The organism is Chryseobacterium phosphatilyticum (genome assembly GCF_002899825.2).
GTDB classification, from domain to species: domain Bacteria; phylum Bacteroidota; class Bacteroidia; order Flavobacteriales; family Weeksellaceae; genus Chryseobacterium; species Chryseobacterium phosphatilyticum.
In genome coordinates, this window is record NZ_PPED02000003.1 from 393,273 (window position 1) to 415,185 (window position 21,913).

Annotated in this window: 16 protein-coding genes; 11 read left to right on the top strand and 5 right to left on the bottom strand. The window is 35.8% G+C overall.

Going from position 1 to position 21,913, the window contains the following annotated elements; all coding sequences use genetic code 11:
* Nucleotides 1-589 precede the first annotated feature (589 nt).
* Nucleotides 590-2,950 (top strand): choice-of-anchor L domain-containing protein, encoded by a 2,361-nt coding sequence (locus C1631_RS13740; RefSeq protein ID WP_109712777.1) that lies wholly within the window; start codon nucleotides 590-592, stop codon nucleotides 2,948-2,950.
* A 90-nt stretch (nucleotides 2,951-3,040) separates the two neighbouring features.
* Here the strand turns inward: C1631_RS13740 and rsmA are convergent, their stop codons facing one another.
* Nucleotides 3,041-3,811: a 16S rRNA (adenine(1518)-N(6)/adenine(1519)-N(6))-dimethyltransferase RsmA gene (gene rsmA, locus C1631_RS13745; protein ID WP_103249285.1), complete on the bottom strand. Its 771-nt coding sequence runs from the start codon at nucleotides 3,809-3,811 to the stop codon at nucleotides 3,041-3,043.
* A 91-nt stretch (nucleotides 3,812-3,902) separates the two neighbouring features.
* Between rsmA and C1631_RS13750 the strand changes: the two genes are divergently transcribed.
* The 6 genes from C1631_RS13750 to C1631_RS13775 all read left to right on the top strand — a co-directional run bounded on the left by C1631_RS13750 (nucleotide 3,903) and on the right by C1631_RS13775 (nucleotide 8,914).
* Nucleotides 3,903-4,802 (top strand): cell division protein FtsX, encoded by a 900-nt coding sequence (locus C1631_RS13750; protein ID WP_109712779.1) that lies wholly within the window; start codon nucleotides 3,903-3,905, stop codon nucleotides 4,800-4,802.
* 2 nt (nucleotides 4,803-4,804) lie between these two features.
* Nucleotides 4,805-5,101 (top strand): DUF3098 domain-containing protein, encoded by a 297-nt coding sequence (locus C1631_RS13755; RefSeq protein WP_109712781.1) that lies wholly within the window; start codon nucleotides 4,805-4,807, stop codon nucleotides 5,099-5,101.
* A gap of 93 nt (nucleotides 5,102-5,194) precedes the next feature.
* Nucleotides 5,195-6,013, top strand: coding sequence for an undecaprenyl-diphosphate phosphatase (locus C1631_RS13760; RefSeq protein WP_109712783.1), 819 nt, complete (start codon nucleotides 5,195-5,197; stop codon nucleotides 6,011-6,013).
* 24 nt (nucleotides 6,014-6,037) lie between these two features.
* Nucleotides 6,038-6,736: a tRNA pseudouridine(55) synthase TruB gene (gene truB / locus C1631_RS13765; RefSeq protein WP_109712785.1), complete on the top strand. Its 699-nt coding sequence runs from the start codon at nucleotides 6,038-6,040 to the stop codon at nucleotides 6,734-6,736.
* Between the two features lie 27 nt (nucleotides 6,737-6,763).
* Nucleotides 6,764-7,486: a 23S rRNA pseudouridine(2604) synthase RluF gene (rluF, locus tag C1631_RS13770; RefSeq protein ID WP_109712787.1), complete on the top strand. Its 723-nt coding sequence runs from the start codon at nucleotides 6,764-6,766 to the stop codon at nucleotides 7,484-7,486.
* A gap of 204 nt (nucleotides 7,487-7,690) precedes the next feature.
* Entirely contained in the window at nucleotides 7,691-8,914 is a 1,224-nt protein-coding gene (locus C1631_RS13775; RefSeq protein ID WP_109712789.1) for a YncE family protein, read from the top strand.
* A 157-nt stretch (nucleotides 8,915-9,071) separates the two neighbouring features.
* On the opposite strand, the gene C1631_RS13780 is transcribed toward C1631_RS13775, so the two are convergent.
* On the bottom strand, nucleotides 9,072-10,358 hold the full coding sequence (locus tag C1631_RS13780) for a ComEA family DNA-binding protein (RefSeq protein ID WP_109712791.1): 1,287 nt from the start codon (nucleotides 10,356-10,358) through the stop codon (nucleotides 9,072-9,074).
* Between the two features lie 175 nt (nucleotides 10,359-10,533).
* Complete coding sequence (locus C1631_RS13785; protein ID WP_103250026.1) at nucleotides 10,534-10,878, bottom strand: MerR family transcriptional regulator; 345 nt, start codon at nucleotides 10,876-10,878, stop codon at nucleotides 10,534-10,536.
* A gap of 182 nt (nucleotides 10,879-11,060) precedes the next feature.
* Between C1631_RS13785 and C1631_RS13790 the strand changes: the two genes are divergently transcribed.
* From C1631_RS13790 to C1631_RS13800, 3 genes are all read left to right on the top strand, one after another.
* Nucleotides 11,061-13,733 (top strand): zinc-dependent metalloprotease, encoded by a 2,673-nt coding sequence (locus C1631_RS13790; RefSeq protein ID WP_165828304.1) that lies wholly within the window; start codon nucleotides 11,061-11,063, stop codon nucleotides 13,731-13,733.
* A gap of 308 nt (nucleotides 13,734-14,041) precedes the next feature.
* Entirely contained in the window at nucleotides 14,042-16,714 is a 2,673-nt protein-coding gene (locus C1631_RS13795) for a reprolysin-like metallopeptidase (RefSeq protein WP_109712795.1), read from the top strand.
* Between the two features lie 128 nt (nucleotides 16,715-16,842).
* Nucleotides 16,843-17,724, top strand: coding sequence for an AraC family transcriptional regulator (locus C1631_RS13800; RefSeq protein ID WP_109712797.1), 882 nt, complete (start codon nucleotides 16,843-16,845; stop codon nucleotides 17,722-17,724).
* A gap of 69 nt (nucleotides 17,725-17,793) precedes the next feature.
* Here C1631_RS13800 and ccoG read toward each other — a convergent pair whose 3' ends face one another.
* The gene (gene ccoG / locus C1631_RS13805) at nucleotides 17,794-19,215 is read right to left on the bottom strand and encodes a cytochrome c oxidase accessory protein CcoG (protein WP_228441236.1); all 1,422 of its coding nucleotides are present in this window, start codon (nucleotides 19,213-19,215) and stop codon (nucleotides 17,794-17,796) included.
* Between the two features lie 280 nt (nucleotides 19,216-19,495).
* On the opposite strand from ccoG, the gene C1631_RS13810 reads away from it, so the two are divergent.
* Nucleotides 19,496-20,389, top strand: coding sequence for an SMP-30/gluconolactonase/LRE family protein (locus C1631_RS13810; protein ID WP_103247801.1), 894 nt, complete (start codon nucleotides 19,496-19,498; stop codon nucleotides 20,387-20,389).
* Between the two features lie 124 nt (nucleotides 20,390-20,513).
* Here C1631_RS13810 and C1631_RS13815 read toward each other — a convergent pair whose 3' ends face one another.
* Complete coding sequence (locus C1631_RS13815; RefSeq protein WP_103247800.1) at nucleotides 20,514-21,821, bottom strand: DEAD/DEAH box helicase; 1,308 nt, start codon at nucleotides 21,819-21,821, stop codon at nucleotides 20,514-20,516.
* Between the last annotated feature and the right edge of the window lie 92 nt (nucleotides 21,822-21,913).

Consider the following 21,913-nt stretch of genomic DNA (forward strand, 5'->3'; position numbering starts at 1 on the left):
CCGATGAACAATAAAATGAAGCAACCTGGAGTTATTCTATTGATAATGGTACAACGGACTAAATATCTAATATTTTTGTGAACCTTTCCCGATAAAACAATGATACTCTAATACGACGAGCAGTAACACATAGTATGGGAATTGTAGAATTCTTTACATTTTTAAAAGTTTTGCTGAGTTATTTAGGACCGATATGGTGTTGAAATATTTAAATTTTCTAAGGGAAATTTGAAATTGAATAGGTAGAAAAAATTACCAACATCGACCAACTTGTCTAAATTTAATTTTGAATATCCTAAATCAAAAACGCTGATTAATTTGCCCGGATAACTAATGCTGAAAAACAGAGATTAGATAAGACATATTATACGATAGCAAGCCCTTCAAAACAATTGAAGAATTCGTTAGTGTAGATGCTTTTTTGAGAAAAAACTTTAAGAATTGCGCCTGAATTATCCAATTTTTGAAGATGTATTAAATCATGAGTTTTTCTCATTAGTACTTTATTTTTTGTTGTTTTGGTAGAAAAAAATGAAATATGTATATGGTATATTCAAAAAAAAATTAAATTTGTTGAAACAAAAATATTATGATAAGAAACCTACCGCTTTGTCTATTTTTTTTAGTCGTCTCGACCTTCTTATTTTCACAAACTCCACAATCTAGAAAACCTGTAAGGGAAAATAAATCCTCGTTGTCCGCAAGAGCAGGAGCTTTCATAGATGTAAATGCTCCCGCATATACAGAAACTACGTATAATATAGAAAAATTAGTAAAAGATGTCCTGATTTCATCAGGAACGAATACTTGTGTTACACCTAATGTGAGTAATGTAAAGATTACTCCGAATCATGCGGTGGGTGATGCAGACAGAGCATGGGGATATTTTAATAAAGCCGCAACGAACTTTCCTTTCAAAGATGGTATTATTCTTTCAACCGGATTTGCAAGAAAAGCTGGAAACAGCTACGAAAATTTTACATTGAGTGACGTTAATGGGGGAGGAACAGATGCGGATTTGGCACAGGTTATCGGGGTGCAGGAAAGCCGGTTAAATGATGCCGTATTATTGGAATTTGACTTTGTACCTACAACGACTCAGATTAAATTTAACTATTTAATAGCATCTGAAGAATATACCGGGTCATTTCCCTGTAACTTTGCTGATGCATTTGCAATTTTGTTAAGACCTACTTCGGGCGGACCATATGTTAATATGGCTGTACTTCCCAACTCAGCCGGCCCGGTAAGTATCACCAATATTCACCCGGCAATACCAGGTGTTTGCGGAGCTGTTAATGAACAATATTTTGCAGGATATAATACGGCGAATGTAGAAACTAATTTTAACGGAAGAACAATTCCGCTTACTGCTACGGCAACTGTTACGGCAGGACAGCAATATCATTTTAAAATGGTAATTGCTGATTATAGTGACCATAGTTACGATTCTGCTGTATTTTTGGAAGGTGGATCTTTTAATATCGGAGTAGAGCTTTTAGATCCTAGCGGTGCACAATTACCGTCAGACATAAATGTTTGTGACAATGTACCTCAGGTAATTACTGCTTCTGTAAGTGATCCAAATTTAGTGTATCAATGGTTTCATAATGGTACTCTTGTTCCTGGTGCTACAACAAATACAATTACGGCGACCCAGCCGGGAACATACACTATTGAAGTAAGTGTTCCGGGGAACCCGTGCCCGGGTAAGGCGTCTATAGAAATTCATGGAGGATTTACTCCTCAGGCTAACGATGCCACTTTGCTTCTTTGTACAACTCCTGATATAACGACTTTTGATTTACAGGCGGTAAAGCCATCCATCAGTACGACTCCCGGTGCTGTGTTCAAATTCTATGAAAATCAGGCTGATGCTATAGCTCAAAATAATAATTATATCCAGAATTTATTACAATATAATGGTAATGATGGGCAGATCTTATATGTTGTCGTTTCCAATGGTGGGTTCTGTAGTAAAACGATAGAACTAAAATTATTAAAAGAAGCAACACCAACTGCAAAATTGAAAAGCTCAAAAATAAAAATATGTCCGGGTGAAGCAGTTACATTGACGGCAGAAGGTGGTGATACCTATTTGTGGAGTAATTTTTCCGGGACAGGAAATATGCAAACGGTGACGTTATATCAAACGACTACATTTACCGTATATGCTATTGGAACTAAAGGTTGTAAATCTTTGAATCCTGCTGTTATAAGAATAGAAGTTACACCTGAAATTACTTCACCTTTAACAGATGTTGAAATGTGTATAGGTGATATCGTTACACTGGATGCGGGAGCCGGACCTGGTTATAAATATTTATGGAGTACCGGAGCGACCACTCAAAAGATAAATGTAGACCAGTGGGGGATTTACTCGGTAGAAATTGATAATGGAATCTGTAAAAAAGTTTTCCCTGTTAAAGTAATGGGAGCTGCAAAACCTTTTGTGACAGCAGTAGATTATGAAAGTTCTAAAAAAACATTAACGATTATTGCAGAAAACCCTCCAATGAATAATACGCCAAGTAGTTTGGAATATTCTATTGATAATGGAATTACGTGGCAACAGTCAAACATATTTTCCAATCTTTTAGATAATACAAATTATACAATATTAATAAGAAGAGTGGGAACGCACTGTGTAGGAACTTTTGATTTCTTTACATTACAGATTACTAATATTATTACACCAAATAATGATGGGATCAACGACGTACTGGACCTTACAGCTCTGGGACAGTTTAAAAACTTTACAGGTTCTGTTTATGATAGATATGGCGTAGAGATCTACAGATTCTCAAAAGATAATCCGATTTGGGATGGAAGTGTAGGGGGGAAAAGATTACCTACAGCAACTTACTGGTACAAGTTTAATTTTGAATATCCAAAATCCAAAACGCAGATGAATTGGTCCGGATGGATTATGCTTAAGAACAGAGAATAAATAATCATAATAAAAACAAAGCCTTTCAATTGATTTGAAAGGCTTTGTTTTTTTAATTAAAATTCTGATAAAGAAGCTTCTGCTTATATCTTATTGATGTTCTTTCCACAGATTGGCAAAATGTATGAAATTTAAAACACTAAGTTCTTCAGCTCTTTTATCTAAAAATTCATGCCCTTTTAATGCCTCAGGAATATTTAAAACTTTCAGGGCATTCGATAGTTTTTTTCTTCTTTGGTTGAATCCTGCTTTAACGATCTGTTTAAAAAGCACTTCATTGCCTGCCAGGCCTTCTTTCGGATTTCTTGTCAGTCTGATTACACCAGATTTTACTTTTGGCGGCGGGTTGAAAACGTTTTCATGAACGGTGAACATATAAGAAACATCATAATACGCCTGAATCAGAACGGAAAGGATGCCATAATCTTTAGTTCTCGGTACTCCAGCTGTTCTTTCAGCGACTTCTTTCTGAAACATACCAACCATTTCCGGGATGATTTCATAATGATCAACAATCTGAAACAAGATCTGCGAGGAAATATTATAAGGGAAATTACCAATAATAGCAATCTGTTCTTTTCCGATAAAACTAAAATCCTGTTTCAGAAAATCTCCTACAAAAGTATTTTCCGTAACCTTTGAATAATTATTTTTAAGATATTCGATGGATTCTGTGTCAATTTCGGCAAGGTAAATGTTCTGATCTTTTTCAAGAAGATATTTGGTAAGAACTCCCATTCCGGGACCTACTTCCATAATGTTATTATAGTTCTCAAAACTAAGCCCTTCTACAATTTTTCTTGCGATGTTTTCATCTGTCAGAAAGTGCTGGCCCAGATGTTTTTTTGCTTTTACACTCAAGGTTTTTTATGATTTTATTAACAATGATTTTCTTTATTTCGTCCCAAATTTCGGAAGATTTTTTCTATTTTAGCCAAAAATTTTAATATTAATGGCTAAATCTGTAGATGAATTTAATAAGAAAAGGCTTCGGTCCAGCAATATTACAGTAGTGATAAGTATTGCCTTAGTGTTATTTTTGTTGGGATTAATGGGGCTTATCTTAATCAATGCCCAAAAGTATTCTGACTATATCAAAGAACAGTTGGTGGTGAACGCCTACTTTGATGAAAATTATGACGCTAAAGATTCTGTAAAAATTGCAAAACTTGAGGAGGAAACTTTTAAAAAGATCCAGACGTTAGCTCCTGTAAAAAAAGCAACCTACATTTCAAGAAGTATGGCTGCAAAGGAAGCCAAGAAAAGTATGGGAATTGATAGTGACGCTTTATTTGAAGAAAATATCTTTCCTTCATCTATTGAAGTTGCTTTAAAACCTGAGTATGTAGATCCTGCAAAAATTGATGAAGCGATCAAGGTGATCAAATCGGTTCCGGGAATTATTGATGTGAAGAATGATAGTACACTGATGGTAGATGTGTATAATAACCTAAGCAGAATCTTGAAATGGATCTTTGGATTTTCCATTTTATTTCTCGTATTGGCTGTTGTATTAATCAATAACTCAATTCGTCTTAAAATATTCTCCAAGAGATTTATTATCAAAACAATGCAGCTGGTAGGAGCAAAAAGAAGATTTATTCTTAAGCCTTTTATTATTGAGGCTGTAGTTTTAGGTGCTATTGGTTCACTGATAGGCCTTTTGGCATTATTCGGTGTTTGGTATTACTTTACAAATCAGATCGGATCTGCATTTGTACAGGATAACCAGCAATATGTTTGGTTGGTGCTGTTGGTTTTAGGAGTAGGTATTTTTATTACCGTTCTAAGTACCATTATTGCAACATGGAGATTCTTAAAATCAAACGTTGACGATTTATATTACTCTTAACAATGAGCAAAAAAACAAATAATTTTTCCGCTTCAAATTTTGGAAATGAAGCAGAAGTACCCCAAGAAAACACCTTCTATTTTGGAAAAGAAAACTTCAAATGGATGCTGATAGGATTGGCATTTATAGTAGTAGGATTTCTTTTAATGATGGGATCTGATGCAAATACGGTAGATGGTAAATTTGATCCTAATTCATGGAATGATGATATCTTTTCTATCCGACGAATCAGAATAGCACCTTTATTTGTTGTCATTGGTTTTGTGATAGAGGTGTATGCGATATTAAAAAGAAAATAAATAAAACTTACAGTAAGAGATTAAGAGATTAGGAAATTTGGAACTTTGTATTCTAAATTTCAGGGTCTCTTAATCTTTTACATTTTAACGAATATGGATTTAATTAAAGCAATTATTATTGCAATCGTAGAAGGGCTTACTGAATATCTTCCTATTTCTTCTACAGCTCATATGGGGTTTACGGCTAACCTTATGGGATTGGAAGAAACAGAATTTTTAAAAATGTTCCAGGTTTCTATTCAGTTCGGAGCAATTCTCTCGGTTGTAGTCGCGTACTGGAAAAAGTTTTTTGATTTGAATAATATTCAGTTTTACTTTAAACTGGCTTTTGCAGTAGTTCCTGCATTAGTGTTAGGATATTTGTTTGATGATAAAATTGAGGCGGTTCTGGGGAATCAGATTGCTATTTCTTCGGTGCTGGTGTTGGGAGGCGTTATATTGCTTTTTGCAGATAAATGGTTTAAAAATCCTAAAATTGATGACGAAAAAGGTATTACTATAAAAAATGCTATAACCATTGGGTTCTGGCAATGTCTTGCGATGATGCCGGGAACGAGCCGAAGTGCTGCTTCTATTATCGGAGGAATGGCTCAGGGGCTTACAAGAAAAGCTGCAGCAGAATTTTCATTTTTCCTTGCAGTGCCTACGATGTTAGCAGTTACCGTATATTCTGTTTTCGTCAAAACCTGGGGAAAAGAAACTCCAAACCCACAGAAAGGATATGAAATGATTCTATCTTCACAGGATCATATTATGATTTTTGTGATTGGAAATGTGGTCGCGTTTATTGTTGCATTGATCGCAATTAAGGCATTTATCGGTGTACTTAACAAATATGGTTTCAAACCTTGGGGATGGTACCGTATTTTTGTGGGAATAGCTTTACTAATTTACTTTTATTTCTTTAAATAAGAAATCTTCATTTATACCCCATTCATGACGGCTGAAGAACTGAAATCAGGATACATTTTTTTATTAGACAAACCTCTGGACTGGACGTCCTTTCAGGCTGTCAATAAAATGAAATATAAACTTAAAAGGGAATTTGATCTTCCTAAAAAATTTAAAATAGGTCATGCCGGAACGTTGGATCCGAGAGCTACAGGGCTGCTTATTGTATGCTGTGGTAAATTCACAAAGAAGATTCCTGAAATTCAGGATGCTCCCAAAGAATATTGGACAGAGATTAAAATAGGAGTTCAGACAGAATCTTACGATACAGAAAAACCGGAAATTCTTCATCAGGATATTTCTCATATCTCGGAAGCGCAGGTACAAGATGCTTTAGAGAAATTTGTAGGAGAGATTGAACAGAAACCCCCGGTGTATTCTGCTATAAAGATAGATGGAGAAAGAGCTTATAATCTTGCCAGAGCAGGAGAGGAAGTAGAAATGAAATCCAGAAAAACAACAATTCACTATATCAAAGAGGTGAAAATAGATTTTCCTTTGATAAGTTTTACAGTGGGATGTTCAAAAGGAACTTATATCAGAAGTCTTGCTCATGATATAGGACAGGAATTGGAAGTTGGAGCTTATTTAACACAATTGAGGCGTACCAAAATAGGTGACTACACAATTGAAGATGCTACAGACCAGTTTTTAAATAATGATTACAGATTTGAAGGGTTATGAAAATAAACTTTCCTATGGCATAAAATAATGGAAAAGACACGTATCAATAAATATTTATCAGAAGTCGGCTATTGCTCCAGAAGAGCAGCAGATAAGCTTTTAGAAGAAGGAAGAATAAAAATAAACGGAAAGATTCCGGAACTTGGGACAAAAGTATCTGATGAAGATCTTGTGGAAGTAGATGGAAAGCCCATCAGAGAACCACAGGAAAAACCTGTGTACATTGCTTTCAACAAGCCTGTAGGAATTGTGTGCACAACAGATACTAAGCGCGAGAAAAATAATATTGTTGACTACATTAATCATCCTAAAAGAATTTTTCCGATCGGAAGATTGGATAAACCTAGTGAAGGATTGATCCTTCTTACTAGTGATGGGGATATTGTTAATAAAATCCTTCGTGCCAGAAACAATCACGAAAAAGAATATCTCGTACGCGTAGATAAGCCGGTTACACCGAGATTTTTAGAGAAAATGAGAAATGGTGTTCCCATTTTGGATACCGTAACAAAAAAATGTGAGGTAGAAAAGATTGATGAAATGAATTTCAGAATCATCCTTACACAAGGCTTAAACAGACAGATCCGTAGAATGTGCGAATATCTCGGATATGAGGTAAAAAAGTTGAAAAGAATCCGTATTATGAATATAAAGCTTGACCTTCCAGTCGGAAAGTGGAGAGACCTTACGGATGATGAACTTAATAATCTGAACCTTTTGCTATCTGATTCTAGTAAAACAACTGACTAAAATATATCTGAGAGGTTTCATCCTCTTTTTTCCTGACCATATTTATAAAGTTTTGTAGCATTTATACGTTTATAATCGCCTACAGAACTGCTAAAAAAGAAGGTTAGGTTTACCGTTATTTCATTATTTTTCACATATTGGTGTAATATATTTTATTTTTATTGTAAAATATGTTATATTTATTGCATCCATAATCTAAAAATCATGAAATTAAATTTAAACAAGGTTGTTTTGTTTATTGTTTTGATAATTTTCATCAATTGTCACGATGATAATCATAATTCAGACCATCCACATGACTCTTTGTTTTATATTGACTACAGAAGTTTGCATGGAGCACCAGACGGAATAGCCATTATAGAACTCGATCCTGAATCTCTCAATTTTGGAAATATAAGTCATAAACTTGAATTGGGCGTTGGAGTCTTACCTCATCATATTTATTATAATAACAATGCGAAAAAATTATTTACAACAGCATTGGGAGGAAGCTATCTATATGAGATAAAGACTGAGAAAGACCAAAATGGACAACCCAAATTAGTAAGTGCAACACCTATCAATACAGGTGAGAATACGGTGGGAGAAAATTTATTTTTCACCAATGACGGAAGATATTTTATGACCTTTATGGGAGGGGCAGGAGGGCCAAAAGATGGGAGTATAGGTGTTTTTAATGCTAATAATAATCAGCTTATCAAAACCATTAAAGCCCCCATTCAGGATAATCCAAACCAATTTATAATGTATCCGCATGGTATTTCCGTTAATGAGGAAAAAGGAATCATGATGGTAAGCTCAACGATTCATCCGGATCTTACCACTGGTTCAGGGAATACAGTTACCTTATTAGATCTCAATACCTATGAAATAAAGGAGACCTATCGTGTGGCAGATTCACAGACGGACATGTCTGCTCCGGTTGAGGTTTTATTACTGCGCGGAAATTTTCCACAATATGCTCTGGCTACAACGATGCTTGGAGGAGATATCTGGATGGCCCCGTATAATGCCACAACCAAAAAATATGATGCTTTTACTAAGGTGTTTGAAGGAAGTACACAAGGATTAGGTTGGGCACTCGAAATGTATATTGATAATACAAACAAACTCTATGTGAGTTTTGCAGATCCGGGAAAAGTGCTTGTCTTTGACTTGAGTGATCTTCCTCAACTAAAACTTTTAAAAACTTTAAATGCAGATAAAGGGGCACATCATATGGCCTTCTTTAAAACCAAGTCAGGAAAAGAAGTTGTAGCTGTACAAAATAATCTCCTGAATATTCCTAATTTAAATTCAGGGACCATTAATGTCATTGAGATCGAGACAGGGAAAACTCTTGGTACAGTCAATCTGCGTACACAGTACGGAATATTGCCCGAATCAATTGAAGGCACCAATGGTCCTAGTAATTATATGCACCATTAAAATTTAAACCAGTACATTTCAACGTCACAAATTATCCCAAAATATTAGTTATTGTTTTGGGATAGTCTGTATACAGATAGATTGACCTTTCTTATATAACATTTAGAAATTATTGAAAATAATCTTTTTAAATTCTGTTTCCGGCCTTGAGTTCTTGTTATTTTAAGTATAATTTCATTCTTTCCTCATATTCCGGCTTTAATTTCAGAAACTTCCATATCTTCTTATCATCAGGATTGGTAATTCTATAGAAGATAATTTTGTCTGCAGAATACTTGAAGTAAGGATGATTTTTAAGCCATTCTTCAGGAGCATCATTTAAGCTATATCTCGTAATGGCTGAAGGATCTAATGGGGCAATATCCAGTAGTTTTTGAACTATTTCTTTGTCGATGTTATAGGTGTCTGAAATTTGTTGCTTCGTCACAAAACCTCCCAACTTCTTTCTGAACCCGATAATTGATCCCGCACTTTTTTCATCCAAGCCGAATTCTAAAAGCTGTTTGAAAGTGATTTCATTAAGATCTATTTTTGAAAAATCAGTTTTTTGCTGTTGTATATTCTCTTTTTTTGCAAGAGACGCGGTAAGTGTAATATAAGGTCGTAATTCTTTAAATTTTTCTGCCGATATGACAAAACACTTCTGGAAATCTTCCAAACTTTCAAAGCGACCATGTAGATTTCTATCCCGGTAATTTACGATAATTTGTGCCTGTTTTTCTGAGAATCCGAGTGATTGCCATTCCTGTAGTCCGAGATTGTTAGGATCAAATGGCTGGTGTTGCATGGTGCTTTTTTCAGAATAGTGGTTTTTAATAATTTTTTTGAGATTATCAGGTGTTTCTGATGGTAGTATCAAATAGGGGGCAAGTTGGGTGTAATGATCTGATGAGATCATAAAGCATTCTTTAAACTTTTCTTTACTGATGAAACTTCCGCCCAAATAACTTTTATACTTTAAAATGGCATCTGCCTGCTTCTCACTAAAACCCATTTTGATCCAATCAGCTGTAGAGTAGTGATCAGGATTAAATTTTCCGGTAATAATCAATTTATTTTTTTCAAAGCTTTTAAAGGGTTTGAATAGAGATTTTTTATGATTTTCCGGTAGCAAAATGAATGATTCTATTTCTTTGAATTTTTCCTCAGAAATGGCATAGCATTTCTTTAATTGTTCTTTTGAGATAAATTTGCCGCCAACGATGTCTTTATATTTAAGAATTGTGGATGCCTGCTTTTCAGAAAAGCCAAGTTCTTGCCATTGTTTATGATTTAAACTATTAGGATTAAAATCTCTTATGACAGCAGGAACTGAAGAATCTATTATGAATTTTATTTCTGGAAAAGGCTCTTTCTCTTTACTGGTATGCTTCTGGTAGACCAATAAGATCGTTAATAGCATAATCATAAATGCTAACTTCTGGTAGTTGTTTTTTCTCATCATAACATAAACTTACCAATAAAACTAAAGCATGGCAATGAGAAAATAGAAAGTCCTTGAGTTTAGAATATAGATTCTTTGTCTGTGTTGAAAAAATAAATGAAAATGATATTGGGTATAAAATAAAATCCCCCAGTTTTTTTTGGAGGATCATGTTTTTATGCAAAGCCTGATTACACTATTCTTCATCCCGTTCTCCTAAAGATTCTTTTAACTTGAGAAGCTCTGCTTTTACAAATTCAAGGCGGTCAATAATCGTGATGGTTTCTGAAATTCTGCTGTTTGTTGTTAAAGCAACACGAGCTCCATCCAGAGTGTATCCTTTTTCCTTTACCAAATGATAGATCATCTGAAGATTTTTGATATCTTCCGGAGTGAAATATCGGTTGCCTTTTCTATTCTTTTTAGGCTTGATGATAGGGAATTCCTGTTCCCAATAGCGTATTAGTGAAGTATTTACATCAAAAGCTTTAGCCACTTCTCCTATAGAATAATACAGTTTATCAGGCAAATTTATTTTCATTTTACAAATCCTAAACTTCAAAGATAAAAATTTTTTGAAGATGCATCCAAATATATCTTTAAAACTGCTTTAATAACTCGAATTTGTAGTAAAGGGAAAAAAAACATCATGATATTGTGAAAAAAATAAAAAACAAACGCTTTTTTTTATAATTTAGTGAAACACAAAAAATTACAATGATTATGAAGCATTATTTCTTTATTTTCTCACTGTTGATCCCATTTCTTGGGCTTTCACAGTGGACAAGAACCGAAATTCGGTCTCAAAAAATTAAAAAATCACAGGAGAAATTAGAATTTTCAGGGCTTTATTCACTTAATGTGGATCAGTTTAAGCAGATGTTAAAAAGTACTCCTGCACGTTTTTCAAGTGAGAAAGGAACTGTTATTTCACTTCCGACAGCACAAGGAAAGCAGGAAAGATTTCAGGTTTGGGAGTACTCCAATATGGCCCCTGAATTACAGGCAAAATATCCTGATATTAAATCCTATGTAGGAACAGCATTAGAAGATCCAACGGTATATCTTAGATTCAGTGTATCTCCGGTAGGATTTTCTTCCATGATTACCCGTTCCGGTGTATCAGAATTTATTGAACCTTATACTGAAGACAGGCTGGTTTATGCCGTTTTTGACTCCAACGCCAGAAGAGGACAAGATAAAGAACCTTTTGAATGTCTTACCCCAAAAGATCTGGGAGAAAAAGTTTCTGAAAAAAACAATGCTGTCAATAAAAAAGCAGCAGGTTTTAATGTTTTCAGATTGGCACTTTCCTGTACGGGAGAATACGCTCAATATCATTTAACCGCTGCGGGTACGCCTGCTACGGCAACAGATGCCCAGAAGAAAGCTGTGGTATTAGCCGCTATGAATACTACTTTAACCAGATTGAACAGCGTTTTTGAAAAAGATTTGTCATTACACTTCAATCTGATTGCAGCTAACGAATCTATTATATATCTGGATAAGGATACGGATCCATATACAAGCTGGGGGCCGAGTCAGGCTAATACAAATATATCAGCAGTTATTTCAAGTGAGGATTATGACATGGGACATCTGGTGGATCAAAGAGGAGGAAATGGAGCAGCAGGGGTAGGGGTTATATGCTATCCCGGTTATAAAGCCCGTGGTTGGACAGCTTCTAATTTCCCTGAAGGTGATACCTATGATGTAGATTATGTAGCCCATGAAATGGGGCATCAGTTAGGTGCCGGTCATACTTATACCATGTATAGCAGTCAGGCCGATCAGACCGTAGAACCTGGTAGTGGTTCTACTATTATGTCTTATGCAGGGATAACCGGTGGGGCGAATGATGTTCAGTTTAATGTTAATGACTATTATCATACAAATAGTATTACACAGATAAAAAATGTAATAAACGGTATTGTTTGTGGAGTTAATACCCCTTTTGCAAACCCGGCTCCTACCATTAACGCGGGAGCAGATTACACCATTCCTGTTTCCACTCCGTTTGTATTAAAAGCAGCTACCACAGATGCGGCAAGCGCGTCCTACACTTATAATTGGGAACAAGCTGATCTGGCTGCCAATGCTCAGCTTGGATCCGGAGATATTTCTGCCTGCTATCCTGCGAAACCAACGGGGCCCATGTTCAGATCGGTAGCGCCTAGAACTTCGCCTGTAAGATATTTCCCTGATTTTAATAAAGTGCTTGGAGGTGTTTTGTCAACCCGATGGGAGTCTGTTTCCAGTATAACAAGAAATCTTAATTTTAAAGTTACCGTAAGAAATAATGATCCCATACAGCCACAAACCAATACAGATGCAACGGTTATCAGTGTTAATGCCGGAGCAGGTCCTTTTCAGGTAACGTCTCCTGCGTTTGGACAATCCTTAAGTTCGGCAGGTACATTTAATGTAACCTGGAATGTTGCCAATACTAATCAAGCCCCGGTCAATACAGCGAATGTAAATATTAAACTATCTACCGATGGTGGGCAAACTTTTACTACAATCGCAGCAAATACACCTAATGATGGGAGTGAGCAAGTGAATATACCGGCTGCTTCTACATCTTCCAATGCCTATATCCTGATAGAAGCTGTTGGAAATGTTTATTATGCAGTAAGTCCGAGTTTTGTCATTGATTATAATGTTACCGGTGAAAATTGTACAACATATACGTACAATGGGGCACCTGTTGCTATTACTGACGCACGTGAAGGAGGAAGTATATCAGCACCAAAAGTAACGGTTCCTTTATTGGTTAATAATACCGGAACAATCACTAAAATTAAAGTCACTCCTTCTATAGCCCATGCTAACATTAGTCATTTGACTGTGGGTATTGAAAGCCCGGTAGGCTCTTCAGCTATTCTATGGAATCGTAGATGTGCTAATGCCTCAGGTATTACTGCTTCATTCAGTGATGCAAGTGCTGTCGCTGCATGTGCCTCTCCGATACAAGGAGATGCAAAACCTGATGAATCCCTGGGAATATTTAAAGGACATACAGCACAGGGAGAATGGAAATTATTTGCATCAGATAATAAAACCGGAACTGCAGGAAGTATTACAGGCTGGGCTCTTGAAGTATGTACCCAACAGACACAAACTCTCGGTACCAAAGAAATTGCTTCACCAATAGCAGATGATATTAAAATCTATCCTAATCCAAGTGATGGTAATTTCTTTATCAAATCCAGAAACATAAAAGGAAATGTTAAAGTAACGATGCTTGATGCCAGCGGAAGACTGATTTATTCTTCTACTTATAAATCTGAAGGCAATAATACAAAAGAACTTAATGTGAATGTGCCTAAAGGAGTTTATATAATAAGCATAGATTCTTCAAAAGGAATATACAATAGCAAACTTGTTATTAAATAACAGATATTAATTTTCAAGATATATAAGGATCGGTAAGTACCGATCCTTTTTTGTCTGAAGTTATCATTGAAAAAGTACATATACAATACTAAGCTTACATTTGGGATTAGGAATAAGGTCTTCATCAAAATGATCGTTTTTTAACGGAACTGTTTTTCCATATTAATAAACATCTGATGCAAGGATTTATTTTTGTTTGTGTTTAATTTATTGATTTTTAATTGTTTAATTAGCTAATTTGTGTGGCTTTTTATCCTTGTTTTAAAATTATTTTGCTAATTTGGTGAAACCAAAAAAATCACATTAATATGAAACATTATTTCTTTATTTTCTCCCTGTTGATTCCCTTTTTAGGATTTTCGCAGTGGTCAAGAACCGAGCTTAGATCTCAGAAAGTAAAAAAATCTCAGGAAAAATTAGAGTTTGCAGCTCTTTATCTGTTAGATACTGCTCAGCTTAAACAAATGTTACAAAAAGCGCCTGGCCGTTTCTCAAATGAAAAAGGAATTGTTATTTCACTTCCTGTTGCTAGTGGAAAATTAGAAAAATTTCAGGTTTGGGAATTTTCCAATATGGCTCCCGAATTACAGGCAAAGTTTCCGGATATTAAATCCTATGTAGGAACGGGAATAGAAGACCCTTCCGTATATCTGAGATTCAGTCTTTCTCCGGTAGGTTTCTCCTCTATGATTACCCGATCCGGAATATCAGAATTTATTGAACCTTACACCGAAGATAGAACAGTATATGCTGTATTTGATTCCAAGGCAAAAAGAGGACAGGATAAAGAACCTTTTGAATGTTCCACCGTAGAGGATATCAAGAAACACTCTGTGGAAAAAAAAAACGGTGTTGCGAATAAAAGGACTGCCGGCTTTAATGTATTCAGAATGGCATTATCCTGTACAGGTGAATATGCTGAATATCACTTAGCGGCGGCAGGAACTCCGAGTACTGCAACTGATGTGCAGAAAAAAGCTGTAATTCTGGCGGCAATGAATGCTACTTTAACCAGGCTTAACGGTGTTTTTGAAAGAGATTTATCTTTACATTTTAATTTAATTGCCAATAATGAGGCCATTATATTTCTAAATAAAGCAACAGACCCTTATTCAACAAGTGCCGGACCGGATGAAGCAGACCCTGGAATAAAAAGTGAAATTAATGCGGCGGATTTTGATATGGGACACTTGTTGGATAAAAAAAATGCTAATGGTGCCGCCTATCTGGATGCATTATGTGGAGCTCAGGCCGGAAGGGGATGGACAGCCCATAATTTCCCGGAAGGAGATAAATTTGATATTGATTATGTAGCCCATGAAATGGGTCATCAAATGGGAGCAAATCACACATTTTCTCTTTATCTTGACGGATCAGGTACATCAGAAGTGGAACCGGGAGGCGGAAGTACCATTATGGCCTATACAGGTATTATGGGAGGAGATGATGATATTCAGTATAATTCAAATGACTATTTCCATACCTTTAATGTAACAGAAATTAAAAATACGATCAACAGTATTAGCTGTGGTACCACAACTCCTTTTTCAAATCCTGCTCCTACGATCAGTGCCGGAGCAGACTATATTATTCCAAAATCAACTCCTTATCTGCTAAAAGGAACTACTACAGATGCCAATACTTCTTCGTATACCTATACATGGGAACAAATGGACCCTGCCGGAAATGCTCAGACAGATACAAACTCTATTGCATATCCGACCAAACCGGCGGGACCTAATTTCAGATCTGTATCTCCGGTCAGTTCTCCTGTAAGATATTTTCCTGACTTTAATAAAGTATTGGCAGGAGTGCTGACAACACGCTGGGAATCTGTTTCAAGTGTTTCAAAAAATATGAATTTTACATTCACTGCCAGAAGTAATAATCCCATTGCCCCACAAACCAGCAAAGATGAAATGATGGTAACCGTGAATGCCGGGGCAGGTCCTTTCCAGATAACAGCTCCTACGTTTGGACAATCATCCACTTCAGGAAATGCAATGATTGTAACATGGGATGTAGCCAATACGAATCAGGCTCCGATTAATACAGCCAATGTTAATATAAAATTGTCCACTGACGGAGGGCAGACATTTACTGTTATCGCAGCTAATACACCTAATGATGGAACACAGGAAATTACGATTCCCGCAGGGTCCACATCTGCAAATGCCTTTATCATGGTTGAAGCGGTAGGAAATATTTATTATGCCGTAAGCCCTAGTTTTGTAATTGATTATACTGTGACCGGGGAAACCTGTACAACATATACATATAGTGGCTCTCCGGTTGCAATTACAGATGGTCCCGGAGGATCAGATATTTCGGCACCTAAAGTGACAGCTCCATTAATGGTCAACAATACCGGCACAATTACTAAAATTAAAGTGACTCCTGCAATTACTCATGCCAACGTAAGACATATAGCTGTTGGAATAGAAAGTCCGGTAGGAACTTCTGCTCTTATCTGGAACAGAGCCTGTAACAATAGTTCAGGAATCACCGGGACATTCAGTGATACGGGAAGTGCAGTAACTTGTAGTTCACCTATTCAGGGAGAAGTCAAATCAAAAGAATCTTTAAGTGTTTTCAAAGGTCATAATGCTCAGGGACAATGGAAATTGTATGCATCCGATAATACCAAAGGGATCACCGGAACCATCACGGGCTGGTCTCTTCAGGTGTGTACTCAGGAAACCCAAAATTTAGGAACTAAAGAACTAACTTCTCCGTTAGGTGATGATATTAAGATTTATCCTAATCCTAGTGATGGGCATTTCTTTGTGAAGTCCAGAAACTTAAAAGGAGAAGTGAAAGTAACAATGTTTGATTCAAGCGGAAGATTGATTTATTCTTCAGCTTATCAGAGTGGAGGAGATCATACTAAAGAGTTTAATGTAAATGTACCTAAAGGAGTGTATGTTATAAGCATCAATTCTTCAAAAGGTGTATACAACAGTAAACTGGTTATCAAATAATCACCATTAAATCATATAAAAAGGATCGGCATTTGTCGATCCTTTTTTATTTTGAAGTTTGTAGATTGTCTGTATTTATAGTACTTTTATAAACCATTTATTAATCTGTTTTCTCATTAAATTATAAGATGAAATCTATCTCTGTTCTTCATATTGATCTTTTCCAGGCAGGTAGAAGTTCTTCTGATTTCTATTTTAATACCATGAAAAAACATCTGGTAGTAGGGCATAAACATATAGAAAAGCCACACAGACACGATTTCTACGCTGCAGTGCTATTTACCCGGGGAAAAGGAACTCATGAAATTGATTTTCAGAAGTATGAGGTTTCAGAAGGAAGCCTTTTTTTTCTTTCACCAGGGCAGATTCACAGTTGGGAACTTTCAGAAGATATAGACGGGTATATCTTCTTTTGTTCACAGGAATTCTATGAAATGCATTATGTAAATCAAAAGCTGAGAAGTTTCCCCTTCTTTGGTTCTGTGACATTTCCAAGAAAGCTTCAGCTAAATAATGAAGAACTACAGAAAAATATCATTTTATTTGAAGAATTAGGCAACGAAAATCAGACTAAAAGTATCATGAAGGAAGGATTAATTCTTTCATTAATGTCTCAGGTATTCATTAACGCCACCAGGTCATTTTCCAGAGATATTGAAATCCTGGAATCTTCGACAGGTCCTTCTTATTTTAAACATTATCAGGATTTTGAAACTCTTATTGAGGAGCATTTTACAAAACAAAAATCTATTGCCTATTACGCTTCACTTTTAGGGATTTCATCAAAGCATCTTAACCGGATAGTACAGACTGTTGTACAGAAAACCGCTACAGATGTTCTTACAGAAAGAGTAGTACTGGAAGCTAAAAGGATGTTAATGTATCTTGATGAAGGTCTTGTAGAAATAGCTTTCAGATTAGGTTATGAAGAATATTCCTACTTTGTAAGAGTCTTCCGGAAAAGTTCCGGAATGACCCCTACGCAGTTTATGAGGAAATATAAGGCTTAATTGAATTGATACGTGAAAATAGAGAGAGTTGAAAATTTTTTCTTCAAAGATCAGATCCTCCTGACTTGCTTACAACGCCAATTTAAATGGTCCTTCAAAAGTGGTTTCAAATGAATCTACCAGTTTTCCCTTTTCATCAAAAACACCAATGACCATATTTTGTTTTGAGAATCTGATGTCATCCTCAGGGAAGGTAATATTAATGTTTCCTTTCAAAATTTCATCACCTTTCAGAATTATTTTTTCATTCCCAAAATATGTGATTTCTGCATGGTCAGGAGTGAGGACTTTAATGGTTAATGTTTTCTTTTCGTTCGATTTATTTAACAGCGTATAAATGAAGGTGTTGGTGATTTTACCATTTTTAATAAAGAAAGTGGAACCTGCCGGTTTGATAAATTTCGCTTCCATAGAGCCGCGGTCATACATTAAGAATCCTAAAAAGCCGATAAGAAGAGCAAGAACTACCGTAGTAGCCTTCATTCTCGGAGTAAATTTGAATGCATCCTGATTCTCAATTTCAGATTCTGTAGCATAGCGGATGAGTCCTTTTGGCAGACCAACTTTGTCCATCACTTCATCACAGGCATCAATGCAGGCGGTACAGTTTACACATTCCAATTGCTGCCCATGTCTGATATCAATTCCTGTAGGACAGACTACAACACACTGGTTACAGTCGATACAATCTCCTTTTCCTGCTGCTTTTCTATCTTCGTTATTTCTCCACTTTGAACGACCTTCACCTCTTTTAAAATCATAGTAAACATTGATGGTTTGTTTATCAATCAATACACCCTGAAGTCTTCCGTAGGGGCATACCAATGTACATACCTGCTCACGAAGCCATGCAAAAACAAAGTAGAAAGTCATGGTAAAAAAGATCATGGTGACAAACTTTAGAGGGTGCTCAGACGGGCCCTCCAGCATAATTTGAAAAACCTTTTCATAACCTACGATATACATAAACATAAAAGTGGAAATGAGCAGGGAAATAAAAATAAAGACAGACCATTTAGTAAGTCTTTTTCTTATCTTCTCTGCATCCCATTCCTGTCTGTCCAGCTTCATTTGCTTGTTTCTGTCACCTTCTATCCAATATTCAATTTTTCGGAAAACCATTTCCATAAATAAGGTTTGCGGACAAAGCCACCCACAGAATATTCTTCCGAAAACGACCGTGAACAACATGACAAAAATTACAGAAGTTACGGCGCCTAAGGCAAGAATAAAAAAGTCTTGAAGATAGAAAGGTTGACCTAGAATAAAGAATCTTCCGTCAATGACATTAATGAGCAAAACCGGGTTATTATTAATCTTTATAAAGGGAAGACCAAAGAAAAGAGTAAGTAAAACATAGCTGGTATAATTCCTGTAATTGGTATATTTTCCTTTGGGTTTTCTCGGGAATATCCATTTTCTTTTCCCGGTTTCATCCATGGTTCCCACTGAATTTCTGAAATCTTCATTTTCAATTTCCAAGGATTTCATATTATTGGACTCTGCACTCATTATTGTATGCTATAAAAGTATTATGGTAGTATTTTTACACGGGATCACTTTTTTGATTTTTGTCCTGTTTTTTATAGTACAAATAGTATCAATCCCAGTGCTACAAAGCTCTGCATTATATTGAAAGCCTCCTAATATGATCTACTTATATAATAGGATAATTAGGACATTTTATATAAGATGTTATATTAGATCAAAATGAGAAAATATTTTTGAATCCTGTTGGGCATATTGTAAATTGCAGGTCTAAAAATGAAGTATGAAGAATATCTGTAAAATTGGTTTGATTGGTTTGGTTTTCGCATTAATAAACTGCCAATCAGTAAAAAGTAGTAATATGTTTTATGAAGGTGTACAGCCGGAAAAAGTTTCGGATCAGTTTAGTTTTACAGAAGGCCCGTCAACGGATGAACTCGGAAATGTTTATTTTACCGACCAACCTAATGATAAAATTTATTATTGGGACTGGAAGAGTAATCAGGTGATAGAATTTCTGAATAAGACGGGAAGAGCAAACGGAACTCATTTTGATAAAGATGGTTTCCTGATTACATGTTCAGATGATCAGGGGGAAATGTGGAAGATTTCAAAAGATAAAAAAATAGAGATTTTGTTCAGAAATTTTGAAGGGAAAAGATTCAACGGACCTAATGATGTCTGGAATGATGCCTCTGGAGGAATGTATTTCACAGACCCTTTATACATAAGAGATTATTGGGTTGACTTTAAACAGGAGTTGCCACATAAAAGTATATATTACAGGGATAATAAAGGAAATATAACCAGGCTTGAAACATTTACACAACCCAACGGAATTGTAGGCAGTGAAAGACTTAAAAAATTATATATATCAGACATTGATGCCGGAAAAACATATGTTTATGATATATTGGGAGATGGGAAATTGTCTGACAAAAAATTGTTTTGTGAAATGGGATCAGACGGAATGACTTTAGATAAGCATGGGAACCTGTATTTAACAGGTGACGGGGTACATATTTTTAATCGGAAGGGCAAGAAAATCTATCATATTTCAATTCCTGAAAAATGGACATCCAATGTAACTTTCGGTGGAAAAAATAATGATGTACTTTTCATTACTGCTTCCCAGTCGGTATATACTTTTCCGATGAGAGTAAGAGGAATACAATAATTTTTGTGTCATTGCGAGGAGCGTAGCGACGAAGCAATCTCTATAAGTTTTACAAAAACTGTTATCAATATGGAGATTGCTTTACCTTCGGTTTACAATGACTATTTATTATTGAATTTAAGCCTTAATAAGCTACTTCCATTTTCACTTTTTTCCCCTTCAGCTTTTCATTCTGAAGCTTTCTTAAAACAGCGTTCACTTTATTTCTGGAAACAGCAACATAAGAAGTAGTGTCTTTTACTTCAATAACTCCCACATCTTCTTTTTGTAATTCTCCTTTTTTAAGTAAATAACCTACAATATCCACTTTATTCACCTTGTCTTTTTTTCCTGCACTAATGTAAATTGTCTGGAAAGGTGTTTTTTGCGGAACCTTAGTAAATCCGGTAACATTTTCTTCAGGAGTATCATTTTTGATGAAAGGGAAATTATCATCCTCATTCATAATAAGATAAACAAAACCTTTGGCATTCATTCTTGCGGTACGTCCGTTTCTGTGGATGAAAGCATCTTCTTTTGGAGGCAATTGATAATGTACGATAGATTCCACTTCTGGAATATCAAGTCCACGGGCAGCTAAATCAGTGGTGATAAGAATCCTTGCAGAATCATTTCTGAATTTCAGTAAAGCACGTTCTCTTTCATCCTGTTCCATTCCGCCATGGAAGGTTTCTCTGTCGATTCCCATCTGATGAAGAAGCTCAGAGATTCTGTCTACTGCTTCACGGTGGTTGCAGAAAATTAAAGTTCTCTTGTTTCCGATTTTACATACCAGATTGAAAAGGGTATCTAGTTTTTCCTCAGGAATGGTCATTACTTTTCTCAGTTGAAGATCAGGTTTTACATCATTTTCTTTAAGGAAGCTGATCACTTTTTCATCTTTTAATCCTGTAAAAGAAGGAATCTGATCCATAGCAGTTGCAGAGGTTAACATTCTTTGAGAAAGTCCTTTCAAAGAATTGGAAATAAATTCCATATCATCATGGAAGCCAAGTTCCAGAGCTTTGTCAAATTCATCAAGGACTACTGTTTTGATGGTTTTCGGATCAAAATTATTGTTTCTTACATGATACGTAACTCTTCCCGGAGTTCCAATTAAAACAGCAGGAGCTTCGATTAAATTATTAACCTCAATCTTTTTATCATGTCCACCATAGCAAACGGAAACCTTAAAATCTGTTCCCATTGCCTTGAATACCTGTTCAATTTGTAACGCCAATTCTCTGGCAGGAACTAAAATCAATGCCTGAACTCCCTGTACATTCTTTTTCAGATTTCTGAGAACCGGAAATAAAAAGGCTAAGGTTTTTCCTGAGCCGGTAGGAGAGAGCAAAACAATATCGGTATTGTTTTCAGACGCTTTATAAGCTGATTTCTGCATCTGATTCATATCCTGAATCTGCAGTTTTTGATAAATTGATTGTAGTTCCATGCTGCAAAGGTAGTGAATTAGGTGGCAGGTGGGAGTTGAAAATTGAAAATTGAGAGTGAAGAGTGGAGAGTTTGAAAATTAGGTTGCTAGAT

What these genes read in the sequence shown, in the direction of transcription:
- C1631_RS13740 (WP_109712777.1), top strand. Translation starts at nt 590, where the DNA reads ATGATAAGAAACCTACCGCTTTGTCTATTTTTTTTAGTCGTCTCGACC.
- C1631_RS13750 (WP_109712779.1), top strand. Translation starts at nt 3,903, where the DNA reads ATGGCTAAATCTGTAGATGAATTTAATAAGAAAAGGCTTCGGTCCAGC.
- C1631_RS13755 (WP_109712781.1), top strand. Translation starts at nt 4,805, where the DNA reads ATGAGCAAAAAAACAAATAATTTTTCCGCTTCAAATTTTGGAAATGAA.
- C1631_RS13760 (WP_109712783.1), top strand. Translation starts at nt 5,195, where the DNA reads ATGGATTTAATTAAAGCAATTATTATTGCAATCGTAGAAGGGCTTACT.
- truB (WP_109712785.1), top strand. Translation starts at nt 6,038, where the DNA reads ATGACGGCTGAAGAACTGAAATCAGGATACATTTTTTTATTAGACAAA.
- rluF (WP_109712787.1), top strand. Translation starts at nt 6,764, where the DNA reads ATGGAAAAGACACGTATCAATAAATATTTATCAGAAGTCGGCTATTGC.
- C1631_RS13775 (WP_109712789.1), top strand. Translation starts at nt 7,691, where the DNA reads ATGAAATTAAATTTAAACAAGGTTGTTTTGTTTATTGTTTTGATAATT.
- C1631_RS13780 (WP_109712791.1), bottom strand. Translation starts at nt 10,358, where the DNA reads ATGATGAGAAAAAACAACTACCAGAAGTTAGCATTTATGATTATGCTA.
- C1631_RS13785 (WP_103250026.1), bottom strand. Translation starts at nt 10,878, where the DNA reads ATGAAAATAAATTTGCCTGATAAACTGTATTATTCTATAGGAGAAGTG.
- C1631_RS13790 (WP_165828304.1), top strand. Translation starts at nt 11,061, where the DNA reads ATGAAGCATTATTTCTTTATTTTCTCACTGTTGATCCCATTTCTTGGG.
- C1631_RS13795 (WP_109712795.1), top strand. Translation starts at nt 14,042, where the DNA reads ATGAAACATTATTTCTTTATTTTCTCCCTGTTGATTCCCTTTTTAGGA.
- C1631_RS13800 (WP_109712797.1), top strand. Translation starts at nt 16,843, where the DNA reads ATGAAATCTATCTCTGTTCTTCATATTGATCTTTTCCAGGCAGGTAGA.
- ccoG (WP_228441236.1), bottom strand. Translation starts at nt 19,215, where the DNA reads ATGAAATCCTTGGAAATTGAAAATGAAGATTTCAGAAATTCAGTGGGA.
- C1631_RS13810 (WP_103247801.1), top strand. Translation starts at nt 19,496, where the DNA reads ATGAAGAATATCTGTAAAATTGGTTTGATTGGTTTGGTTTTCGCATTA.
- C1631_RS13815 (WP_103247800.1), bottom strand. Translation starts at nt 21,821, where the DNA reads ATGGAACTACAATCAATTTATCAAAAACTGCAGATTCAGGATATGAAT.